This window comes from Oricola cellulosilytica (assembly GCF_019966575.1).
In the GTDB taxonomy this organism is placed as follows: domain Bacteria; phylum Pseudomonadota; class Alphaproteobacteria; order Rhizobiales; family Rhizobiaceae; genus Oricola; species Oricola cellulosilytica.
This window is the reverse complement of sequence record NZ_JAINFK010000002.1, coordinates 574725-586823: the sequence shown is the minus strand read 5'-3', so window position 1 is coordinate 586823 and position 12099 is coordinate 574725. Positions and strand designations below refer to the sequence as shown.

7 protein-coding genes are annotated in these 12099 nt (G+C 54.7%); all 7 read left to right on the top strand.

Annotated elements, in window-relative coordinates; all coding sequences use genetic code 11:
• Nucleotides 1-22 precede the first annotated feature (22 nt).
• The 7 genes from gmd to LC298_RS18105 are packed head-to-tail and all read left to right on the top strand — an operon-like array spanning nucleotide 23 to nucleotide 12043.
• On the top strand, nucleotides 23-1009 hold the full coding sequence (gene gmd, locus LC298_RS07440) for a GDP-mannose 4,6-dehydratase (RefSeq protein WP_131571687.1): 987 nt from the start codon (nucleotides 23-25) through the stop codon (nucleotides 1007-1009).
• A gap of 8 nt (nucleotides 1010-1017) precedes the next feature.
• Nucleotides 1018-1968 carry a GDP-mannose 4,6-dehydratase gene (locus LC298_RS07435; protein WP_131571622.1) on the top strand — a complete coding sequence of 317 codons (951 nt, stop codon included), beginning with the start codon at nucleotides 1018-1020 and terminating at the stop codon, nucleotides 1966-1968.
• A gap of 17 nt (nucleotides 1969-1985) precedes the next feature.
• Complete coding sequence (locus tag LC298_RS07430) at nucleotides 1986-2771, top strand: ABC transporter permease (protein ID WP_131571625.1); 786 nt, start codon at nucleotides 1986-1988, stop codon at nucleotides 2769-2771.
• Nucleotides 2768-4060, top strand: a complete 1293-nt coding sequence (locus LC298_RS07425) for an ABC transporter ATP-binding protein (protein WP_131571628.1) — start codon at nucleotides 2768-2770, stop codon at nucleotides 4058-4060. The genes LC298_RS07430 and LC298_RS07425 overlap by 4 nt, the downstream gene beginning before the upstream one ends.
• Nucleotides 4050-9629 carry a glycosyltransferase gene (locus tag LC298_RS07420; protein ID WP_131571631.1) on the top strand — a complete coding sequence of 1860 codons (5580 nt, stop codon included), beginning with the start codon at nucleotides 4050-4052 and terminating at the stop codon, nucleotides 9627-9629. Before LC298_RS07425 ends, LC298_RS07420 begins: the two co-directional genes overlap by 11 nt.
• 12 nt (nucleotides 9630-9641) lie before the next feature.
• Complete coding sequence (locus LC298_RS07415; RefSeq protein WP_131571634.1) at nucleotides 9642-10886, top strand: class I SAM-dependent methyltransferase; 1245 nt, start codon at nucleotides 9642-9644, stop codon at nucleotides 10884-10886.
• Between the two features lie 38 nt (nucleotides 10887-10924).
• Nucleotides 10925-12043: a glycosyltransferase family 4 protein gene (locus LC298_RS18105; protein WP_131571637.1), complete on the top strand. Its 1119-nt coding sequence runs from the start codon at nucleotides 10925-10927 to the stop codon at nucleotides 12041-12043.
• Nucleotides 12044-12099: the final 56 nt, after the last annotated feature.

Here is a 12099-nt window from a genome sequence, read left to right as displayed (position 1 = left end):
ACTTAAGATTGTGGAGCAGCTTGTGAATAAGACGGCACTGGTTACGGGCGTGACGGGACAGGACGGAGCCTACCTGTCCAAACTTCTGCTTGAGAAAGGATATCGGGTTCACGGCCTCTTGCGTCGCAGCGCTTCAGCCGATGTGGTGGGCACCCGCCTGAATTGGTTCGGAATCCAACAAGATATTCAGTTGCACGATGGTAATCTGACGGATCTGTCCGGCCTGATCCGCATCGTTGAAGAAATTCGTGCTGACGAAGTCTACAATCTGGCGGCTCAGTCCTTCGTCAAGTCGTCATGGCAGCAGCCTCTCTTGACCGGGACTGTGACCGGACTTGGTGCCGCCAACATGTTGGAGGCAGTGCGCTTGGCTTGTCCCGGCACCCGCTTCTACCAGGCCTCTTCATCGGAAATGTATGGCCTCATTCAGGAGCCTGTCCAATCCGAGAAGACGCCGTTTTATCCACGCTCTCCCTATGCCGCCGCCAAGCTCTATGCCCATTGGATGACGGTGAATTACCGCGAAAGCTTTGGCATGCACGCCTCGAGCGGCATCCTTTTCAACCATGAGTCGCCCTTGCGGGGTATCGAGTTCGTCACCCGCAAGATCACCGATGGCGTTGCACGTATCAAGCTGGGCATGCGAGACAGGCTTGCCTTGGGCAACCTCGACGCAAAGCGGGACTGGGGCCATGCGCGCGACTACGTAAAGGCGATGTGGTTGATGCTGCAACAGGAAGTTCCGGATGACTATGTAATCGCGACCGGACGCACTGTTTCCGTTCGCGATTTCTGCGAGCTAGCCTTTGGTCACGTTGGTCTGACCATGGAAGATCATGTCACGGTGGACGAGCGCTATATGCGCCCGGCGGAGGTGGATGTGCTTCTGGGCAATCCGGCCAAGGCCAAGGAGCGGCTTGGCTGGGAGGCGGAAACGCCTCTGGAAGACATGGTCGCGGAGATGGTGGAGGCCGACCTCCTGCGTTTGAAGCGACACGAATGCCTTTAGGAACGCCGATGGCCCAGACGCGGGTACTGATTACAGGCGCTGCTGGTTTCGTGGGCCCTTATGTAGCGCATGCCTTACGCTGTATGTTTGGATCTGACATCGATTTGTTGCTTACTGCCAAGGTGGAAGTCGGAGGCACTGAAGCACTTGATGTGACTGACCAGAAGTCAGTCAATGATATTGTTGCACGATATCAACCAACTCACGTGGTTCATTTAGCTGGCATTGCTGTGCCGTCGGTTGTCGCGAGCTCTCCAGAGGTTGCCTGGCGCGTTCACTTGGACGGTACCCTTAATGTCGCTGGGGCAATTCTTGCGAACGCGCCGGATTGCTGCCTCATCAATGTCGGTACCGGCTTGATCTACGGTGCGAGTGCCAAGACTGGTCTGCCGCTCAATGAACACACGCTTCTGGCTCCTCTCGACGACTATGGAGCGACCAAGGCGGCGGCTGACCTTGCGCTTGGCGCACTTGCACAGCGCGGTCTCAAGTGTATCCGCATGCGTCCCTTCAACCATATCGGTCCGGGACAATCCCAAGATTTTGTTGCGCCGGCATTTGCGACACAGATCGCCCGTATTGAAGCGGGGCTGGCTGAACCAGTCATCCGCGTTGGTAACCTTGCCGTGGAACGGGACTTCCTCGACGTTCGTGACGTGGCGGCAGCCTACGCCCTGGCAGTGGCGAAGTCGGCGATGGTCGTGCCTGGAACGATCCTCAACGTCGCTTCGGGCGAGGGACGCCCCATCTCTGAAGTGCTGAACATACTCCTCTCGCGCAGTTCTGCCACAATTCGGGTTGAACAGGACTCTTCCCGGGTTCGTCCCAGCGATTTGCCTCGCATTGTGGGCGACGCAGGGAAGGCGCGGAACCTGCTAAGCTGGGAGCCGAAGCAGCAGTTAGAGCAGACGCTAACCGACGTGTTGGTGTACTGCCGGACGCGATTGGCGACGCACTGATCAGGACAGGTGGGCTAATGTTTACTGCGCTCTGGCGTTTCAGATATTTCGTTCTTGCCTCAGTCGTCGGTGAACTGCGCGGCCGTTACGCACGCTCGAAACTTGGCCTTCTCTGGTCCGTACTTCATCCGCTTGCCCAGGCGGCGATCTTCGCTCTAGTTTTGGCGGAGGTGCTGGGTGCCAAGCTCGCCGGCATTGAAGACAAGGCGGCCTATCCGATCTACCTCTTGTCCGGCTTGGCCGCATGGACGCTGTTCAGCGAGATTCTCAATCGCTGCCTGACCGTGTTTGTCGACTATTCCGGCACGCTCAAGAAGATCGCCTTTCCGCGTATCTGCCTGCCGGTCATCGTGTTCGGAGGCGCCTTGCTCAACCACGTGCTGCTGCTGGCGGCGATCGCGATCGTCTTCCTCTTTTTCGGCCACCCACCGGGAGTGGCGTGGCTTGCTCTGCCGCTTGGCGTTTTACTGATCGCCCTGTTCGCCTTTGGTCTGGGCGTGATCCTCGGAATATTCAACGTGTTCTCGCGCGATGTCGGGCAGGTGATGACGGTAATCCTCCAACTCTGGTTTTGGCTTACTCCTATCGTTTATCCGAGGAATATCGTACCCGAGCATTTGCTATGGGCGCTTGAGATCAATCCCATGGTAGCGCTTGTCGGCATTTACCAGGATGCACTTCTCCTCAACCGTTGGCCTGATCCAGTATCGCTTTTCGGGCCGATGGCGACAGCCTTGGTGCTGTTCGGACTTGCCTTTGTTCTTTTTCGGCGCGCCAGCCCCGAACTCGTGGATGTTCTATGAGTGGGCCTGTTCTCACCGCTACTGATGTTTCGAAACGCTACGCGAGCTACTCGACCAGTTTCGGCCGTTTCGCTACCTGGTTCGGCCTTCCGGCCAAGCCGGTGAACGAATTTTGGGCAGTGCGGGATGTGAGCTTTTCCTTGAAGCGCGGCGAGGCGCTGGCGCTGATCGGCCAGAACGGAGCGGGCAAATCGACGCTGCTCAAGATGATCACCGGCACGGTGCGCCCGACGACCGGCGCCATCGGCGTCAATGGCCGCATCAGCGCCATTCTCGAACTAGGTCTTGGCTTCAATCCGGAGTTCACCGGAAGGCAGAATGTCTATCAGGCCGGCGGGCTGATGGGATTTCCCCGTGAAGATCTTTTGCGGCTGATGTCCGGGATAGAGGATTTCGCCGAACTCGGAGAGTTTTTCGACCAGCCGCTGCGCGTCTATTCCTCGGGTATGCAGGCCCGCCTCGCCTTCTCGCTGGCGACGGCGGCGCGGCCGGAGGTGCTTATCGTGGATGAGGTGCTGAGCGTGGGGGACGCCTATTTCCAGGCAAAGTGCTTCGAGCGCATCGCTGGTTTCAGAAAAGCCGGAACGACGCTTCTCTTCGTTACCCATGCGATGGATACAGTCGTGAAGCATTGCGACCGTGCTATCTTCATGAAATATGGCCAGGCGGAATTTGATGGCGCGCCACGGGATGCCTGTAATCTGTATTTCGACAGTCTATTCGGTAAGAGGCAGGCGCCGAACTCAAAATCCGACGATACTGCACCTGTTATGTTGAGCAGAGAACAGGAATGCTTTCATACACGTTTCGGTTATCGCAAGGAAGAACATCGATGGGGCCACGGTGGGGCGCGCATATTGGACTACCTTGTCCGTTCGGGACAGAAGGACTATCCGCATACTATTGAAAGCAACGCTACAACGGATTTCTATTTTTCAGTTATATTCGAGCATGATTACGACGACATAACGCCAGGTGTGCTTCTGAAAAGCCATGACGGCCTATTTATCTATGGAACAAATTCTTTTCTGGCGAGCCAAGGACGCACCCACATTGCCGCCAAAGCCGGGGAGCGTCACATGTTCCGATTTTCCATGCCTATGCCCCTCAATGCAGGGCACTATCTCGTTTCCTTCGGCATATCGACTGGGCCGCAAGAAAACCTCCTGCCGTTGGACCGGCGCTATGATTCTGTGCTCGTGACAATTGAACGTAAAATGGGATTTTGGGGGCTGTGCGACTTTAACGCACATTTCGAGACATTGAATGGATTAGCTTATGACGATTAGTGAGCTCGTAAATGCCCTTCCAGAAGTCTATCAGCCTGTTTTTGGGTATCCGGAACTTTCTGTGGGCGTATCGCGCAATTGCGAGGATCGTTTCGGGCGTATCGCTCCGGTCTTTGAGGCGCTCAGGAAAGAACTCAACCGTCCAGTACGCGTGCTTGATCTCGGCTGTGCGCAAGGATTCTTCAGCCTTGGCCTGGCTAAACTCGGCGCGGAAGTGAGCGGCATAGACTATCTCGATACGAACATTTCTCTCTGCAAGGCGCTTGCCGAAGAAAATAGTGACCTTTCCGTGTCATTCGAAACGGCGCGGATCGAAGACTTTCTGCAGACTATCGGATTCGATCAGTACGACCTCGTCCTTGGTTTCTCTGTTTTCCATCATATCGCACATGAGAAAGGCGTACCTTTCGTGCGCGCGTTGATTGGTGAACTGTGCAGAAAAACGACCGCTGCGTTGTTCGAAATGGCTCTGTCGGAGGAGCCTCTTTATTGGGCCGCAGCGCAGCCGAAGAGCCCGCGCGAGTTTCTGGCGGACGTCGCTTTCGTGCATGAGCTTGCCCGCCACCCGACGCATCTCTCCTCCTTGCAGCGGCCGCTCTATTTCGCCAGCAATCATTTCTGGTATCTGAATGACAACCTTCAGGCATTCAAAAGCTGGACGAATATTTCCAACAAGGTAGCCCCTGATGTCCACGAAGGCAGCCGCCTCTTCTTTTTTTCGGATCGGCTACTGGCCAAGCAATATTTTCTCGATATCCCAAAACAGTTTGCGCCAAACAAGACCGAATTCGGCAATGAGGTTTCCTTTTTAACAAATCCGCCGCCGAATTTTGGCGCCCTGAATTTGCACTGTCATGGCGAGAGCGAATCCGAATCGTGGCTCGTTCGCGACTTGGCCGAAGGCGAAAGCCTAGATCGGCGTATTGCGTCGGGAGATGGCGGATATGATCCGGTCGGGATCATACGCGATGTTCTGGAGCAGCTTTGCGTTCTTGAAGAGGCAGGGCTCTATCACAATGACGTTAGAACCTGGAATGTGCTGATCGGGAAGGATGGGCGCGCAAGGCTTATCGATTACGGAGCAATTTCGAGTAAGCGCAAGGATTGCGTTTGGCCGGACGATCTTCTGCTGTCTTTCCTGATTTTCCTCCGGGAAGTGCTGACAGGCTTACCTGCCGCTATTGTTCCTGTTCGTTCCGCCTGGTTCGACCCGGAGGCGTTGCCCGAGCCTTATCGCTCCGCAGCGAGGGTCATTCTTCGTTTGGAGCCCGGCAAGGCGAGCTTTGCGCGCTTCCTGAAAGAAATCGAACGCGGCAGCCCCCCAGTCGAAAGGCGTTCCAGAAGCTTCCGTGATCTGGCGTCCCTCGCGTTATCAGCTGCCGAAACCGCGTTGGAGGCTGCAAGTAAAGAGTTCCATGACATCCAACAGTCCAACCATCATCATTACCAATTGGAGGAATCGCGCGCGGCCGAAATTGCAGCGCTCACGGAGCGTCTGACCACGGAACGCCACGCCAAAGCCTCGCTCGAAAGCAGTTTCGCCGCCGCCATGGAGAAGGCCCTGGCAGCTCAGGCGGCGGAGGCTGCGAACAATCGAGCTTGGCTCGATGTGGCGCTGCGGGAGGTGAAAACGGCACATGCTGCGACGACCGCCGCTCTGGAGTCGACCCGCAAGGAGCTTCACGAGATTCACCAGGCTAACCACCATCATTGGCAGTTGGCTGAAGCGCGAGCAGCCGAGATCCATGAGCTCAGGAACAGCATGTCCTGGCGCCTCACAGCTCCGCTGCGAGGTGCGTCACGTACTATTCGCTGGCTCTTGAAAGTACCGCGCTGGATTGCGCACGGCGTATGGGCGTGGGTGACGCTGAAGCCAGGAACACGTCCAAGACGTATTGCAAGATCGATGTTATTCACGCTTGCAGTAAATATTCGCAGGCGCGAACGCTTATCTGCGCTAGCGAAGCGCTTTTTGGCGCGCTTCCCCGCGCTCAACAATCGTTTGCACTTAATCGTTCTTTTCGAGCGAATGAAAAAGTCGCAAAAATCAACTTCATTGGTGAAACCTAAGCTTCACAACCTTCAACTGCAGAAATCTGCGAATAAAAGAACACATTTTGTGCCTGCCGAAAAGCGGGTGTTTTATGTCTTTGTCGATCACACCATTCAGTGCCCGGTCAATACGGGTATGCAGCGGGTAACGCGCGGCATTGCGGGTGCGCTGGCGGCGCTTGGTGAGCGGGTGCGCTATGTCAAATGGGACGATGTGGGAAAATCCTGCGTTTTGATCAACGAGGATGAGCGGCGCTATCTGGCAAAATGGAATGGACCTGAGTTTACCTCAGGTGATGCGGAATTGCCTTCACAAATAGACGGCGGCTGGCTGATCGTCCCAGAGGTCACGCACATCACGCCGCACTCCGATGCAGTGACGCTTGACCTGATCGGTTGGGCGCGGCGTCAAGGGCTGCGAAGCGGTTTCGTATTCTACGATGCAATACCGCTGCGTCGTGGCGAATATGGCAAGATGGCCGACAAACATGCGCGTTATATGCAGCAGATTCGTCTTGCAGATATGGTTTGGCCTATATCTCGCTGGTCTGGCGATGATCTGCAGGCCTATTGGCGCACGCATGAACGCGCTGATACAAACACGATGCCCCCCGTCCGTCCGTTGCTCTTGCCTGCTGCCCCGCTTGCGGGCGACCCCGAACTGCGACTAGAGGAAACAAAAGAAATCATCCTCTGCGTCGGCACGATTGAACCGAGGAAAAATCAGCTTGCACTAATACATGCGTTTCAAAGCTACCTAACCAAGAATCCTGATAGCCCGTGGCGGCTTGTTCTGGTTGGCAATCTTCACTCAGATACTAAAAATGAAGTGCTTGCCGCGACAAGTAAAGCAATCATCAACAAAGGCAATGTCACCGATGCAGAATTGGCGGCCCTTTATGAAGATTGTTTTTTTACGGTTTTTCCCTCGCTCGAAGAAGGATTTGGACTACCCATTCTTGAATCTCTATCTTACGGTAAGCCTTGTATTTGCGCCGATTTTGGCGCGATGGGAGAAGTGGCGTCGGGTGGCGGCTGCCTTGGTGTGGATGTGCGCGATCCCCAGGTGTTGGAAGCCGCTATTGCCCAGATGATCGAAACACCAGATTTACACCTCCGGTTGACGCAGCAGGCAATCGCGCGCGCCAAACCGTCGTGGAGCGATTATGCGAGATCAATGCTAAATGAGATCGGAACGCTCGATCAACCAAAGCACAGGTTAGGGGCTATTTACTACTGGATCGATCATACACGCAATTACGAAAATAACACGGGAATTCAGCGTGTTACCCGTATGCTGGCCCGCAGTTTTATGGCGCAGGGGCTGCGGCTGATCCCCGTCATTCGCGGTAAAGATTTTGGCCAGTTTGTGCCAGCATCGCATGAGGATCTGCTGCATCTCGCCAAGTGGAATGGCCCGGAGCCTGACCGGTGGTCGTCCTGGGTAGAGCCAGAGGAAGCAGGTGCGGGCGCTTGGTTCGTTATGCCGGAACTTCCATCCAACCTATCTGAGAACGAACAAATTGCACTTGTATCGAACGTTGCTAAATATGGACTTAAATCAGCGATTGTATTTTATGACGCAATTCCGTGGAAGATGCATAATATTTACCACCAAGTCATCCGTGAAACGCACCGAGTTTATATGCGTACGTTGATAAATTATGATGTAGTATTGCCAATTTCCGAGCACTCAAGAATTGATCTTATATCATTCTTGCAACGAGAACCTAAAGCTGAAGGGTTTGGCGAGCATCGCATTATTGCGGCGCCTCTACCTATGGAATTTTCGGACTCTAAAAGGGTAAGAGAAACAAAGAAAGGTAGGGAAGATAAATTCGTCCGGATATTGGCCGTTGGATCATTGGAGCCGCGGAAAAATCATGAGACCCTCCTCAAGGCATTTAATTTGGCAAGTGAAAAGACGAGTCAATCGTTGCGATTAGTCATTGCTGGGCGCGAGGATACGCTTGACCTTGCATATTCTCAGCGGCTGAATGATCTCATTGTCGCTACTCCAAACGTTGACTGGATAAAGAGCCCAAATGACGCAGAATTGCGACAGCTTTACAATGATGCAGATTTTACAATCTATCCATCGGTCGAAGAAGGCTATGGGCTTCCCATAGCGGAAAGCCTGTGGAACGGCAAGCCATGTATTTGCGCCAACTTTGGTGCGATGGCTGAAGTTGCCCAGGTTGGGGGCTGCCTGACAGTAGATGTGTGCGATATACATGAATTAGCCGGGGCCATCCAAACTCTATCCGATGACATAGAGCTGCGAAATAACCTAGCGCAAGAGGCGGTTACGCCCGACTTTAAGACATGGGGTGATTATGCGTTCGAGGTTGCAGGGCATATGGCTCAGGCCACCGCGCCTTTGCCCAAGGCTCCCTTATCGATGAGCGAGAGCGACATTGCAGAGCGAGCTCAGGCGATGCGCCTCACGCCACGCCCGAAGCTATCCGTTTGCATCAGCACCTATAACCGCGCGCCGTGGCTGGATGTCGCACTGAAAAACTGGGCGCGTCTCTATCCCGAACCTCTCAAAGATGTCGAACTTCTGGTTTGCGACAATGCATCTAGCGACGGTACGTCCGACATTGTGCAGCCCTATTTGGCGCGCTCTGATTTTCGCTATCAGCGTAATCGCGTCAATGTTGGGATGCTCGGTAATCTGCGCGAGACAGCCCACAGCGCGCATGGGGATTATATCTGGATATTGGGTGATGATGACCTGATTGTGCCAGGTGCGATTGAACGGGTTCTATTCGCGATTGACGAGCATCCAAATATAGCACTTTGCTATCTGAACTACAGCTTTACGCGGATTGATGACGCACGAACGGTGAATAATTTTGACAAATTTTTTACCGAGGCGACCCCTATCGTTCCGCCAGAGCCTGATATGGCGGGGGAGGTGCGTGATTTTTGTGCGCGAAACGAGAACTTTTTCACCGCTATTTATACGCTGGTTTTTCGCCGAGATCATGCTCTGCTTGCATATTCGCAAAACACGGAAGGACGGCCCTTTTCAACGATGCGGACGTGCATTCCGACAACGCATTATGTTCTCAACCATATGATGAATGAAGCTGGGGTATGGGTTGGGACGCCGCAATTGGTCGTAAATATGAATGTATCATGGATGAAATATGCGACGCTATGGATATTAGAACGTTTGCCCGAAGCCTATGAAACTGCTGAATTGATGGGAGGTGATCGCGAGCAGATTGATAGGTGGCGAACCTATTATACTCCGCATATTACTGATTCATTTTGTGAAATATTTTGCAAGGATGACCCCGAAGGCAACGCCGAATATTTTTCTCCCGCACGGCTGGTGCGCCGATTCAGGCATTTGCCCGCATTTCAAGCGGCTTGCCGCGATCGCCTCATCCCTATCTATCAAGAGGCACATGAAAACGGTCACCCCGCTGCATCCGAACCCGCAGAGGATGTTTTTGCAGGTCTTCTCGATGTCGAGCAACCGCAACCCCTGCAACTCGCTGTATAAAGGAGATCCCGAATGTCCGACGTCAATTACACTGCCATAAGATCTTGCCGCGTCGGCAAATCGGAAGACTTGATATCGGTTCTCAATTTGGGCCACCAGGCGCTCACTGGTGTCTTTCCGAAATCATCCTCTGAGCCAGTTACTGTTGGGCCTCTAGAACTTGTGTGGTCGCCGTCAAGCGGGCTGTTACAGCTCAAGCATTCCTACGAAGCGAGCGAAATGTATGGCGATAACTACGGGTATCGATCCGGCCTCAATCAGTCGATGGTCGACCACTTGACCAACAAAGTGCGCTATCTTGAGCGGCTGACGTCAATATCCGCCGGCGATGTCGTACTTGATATCGGGAGCAATGATTGCACGACCCTCAAGGCATATGCGGTTCCGGACGTGAGGCGAATCGGCATCGACCCTACGGGAAAGAAGTTCGCGTCTTTTTATCCTGACGATGTGAAGTTGGTCTCGGACTTTTTCTCGGCAGATGCCTATCGCAGCGTCTGTGACAAAGGCGCGAAAATCGTGACCTCGATTGCAATGTTTTACGATCTCGAAGATCCGGTCGCCTTTGCCCGCCAAGTCGCCGATGTGCTGGCGCCGGATGGAGTGTGGCATTTTGAGCAGAGCTATATGCCGTCGATGCTGCGGCTCAACTCGTACGACACGATATGCCACGAGCATATCGAATACTATTCACTCGGCCCGATCCAGAAGATACTCGATGCTGCGGATCTCAAGATCGTTGATGTTGTTATGAACAATGTCAATGGCGGAAGTTTTGCAGTAACTGCCACCAAGAAGAGCAACAGCCGATTTGCCGCTAACCATGCCGTCATAGACTGGCTTCTGGGGCAGGAGGATCGAATGGGACTCAGCACACCACGTCCATATCGTGACTTCGAAGAACGGGTGTTTCGTCACCGCGAGGACCTCAGCAACTTGATCGATGCGCTGGTGGCTGATGGCAAGAAGATCCTTGGCTATGGAGCGTCCACCAAGGGAAACGTCGTCCTGCAATTCTGCAATCTGACCGCTGCACAGATTCCCGCAATCGCGGAGGTGAATGAAGAAAAGTTCGGGCGTTTCACTCCAGGAAGTCACATTCCGATCATTTCGGAAGAGGAGGCCAGAGCCATGGAACCTGACTATTTTCTAGTCCTCCCTTGGCACTTCAAAGACAGTATTCTGCGCCGCGAACGAGACTACCTCGCGAGCGGAGGGAAGTTCATCTTTCCGTTTCCGGAAATAGAGATCATATGAACCCGCGCTTCCAACCAAGCCTGGCCCTATGAGTTCCTGTGCATATCGGCGTTGACGTCCGCAATCTCACGGTTCCCGCGATCACGGGCATTGGTCGCGTTCTAGTCGAGACCGCGCGCGCCCTGTCCGAGAGAGGCGTCTCCTTCACTTTCTACTGGCCGGCCAACCGCCACCCTTCGCCGCTCGATGCGATCGCCGCCGCTAACCACGTCACAAGCGCTTTTTCCGGAGGGCCGGGACGCGTTGTCTGGGGGGAAACAGCTCTTCCTCTTGCTGTTCGGAAGGCACCTCCAGACGTTTTTTGGGGACCAGCACACCGGCTACCGCCATTTCTTCCGGCTTCTGTGCCCGCGCTGGTTACGATCCACGATCTGGTTTGGCACCGCTACCCGGAAACCATGACGATCGGCCGGCGACTGGCCGACCAAGTCCTGATGCGAGCCGCAGTTGCGCGCGCTGACTTCATCGCCGCAGATTCCCACGCCACTGCACATGACGTCAAAGCTGTCCTCGGTCGGGATGCAAAAGTAATCTATCCTGGTGCGTCGTATACTGCGCCCACCGACTGTTTGGACCTCTTCAGCCGCCTAGACCTGCAAGACGGACCGTATGCTCTTTTCGTCGGCACGCTGGAACCTCGCAAGAACCTGGTAGGACTTCTCGAGGCGTTTTCCCGTGCTCGGCGAGCGGCGTGTGCGGATTGGCGCTTGGTGATCGCTGGTGGTGACGGTTGGCGCGATAGCGCGATCCGGCAAGCGCTTGACCCCTTGCTTGCCGCTGGGCATGTGCGCCTTGCAGGCCGAGTGGATGACCCTGAATTGGCCAACCTCTATGCCGGCGCGCGGTTTCTGGCATTTCCGTCTCTCTATGAAGGCTTCGGCCTGCCCGTTGTCGAGGCGCAGCAGTACGGCGTGCCTGTCCTTGCGTCCAATCGAGGATCATTGCCGGAGGTGACGGGCGCGGGCGGCCTGCTGGTCGATCCTCTCGACATAGGAGAGATGGCGCAAGGGATTCACGTCTTGTTCACGAGCGACGAAATCCACGACAGATTGGCTGCCGCGGCAAGAGAAAACGCTCGGCGCTTCTCTTGGGATGCCGCCGCCAACCGGATGCTCAGCCTGTTCCAAGCCGTACGACGGCGTCAGGTCCTGAAATGAAAACCTTTTTCTCTTCCGCTTTTTGGAGAGCCTCGGGTACCGGTCGGTCAACCGTC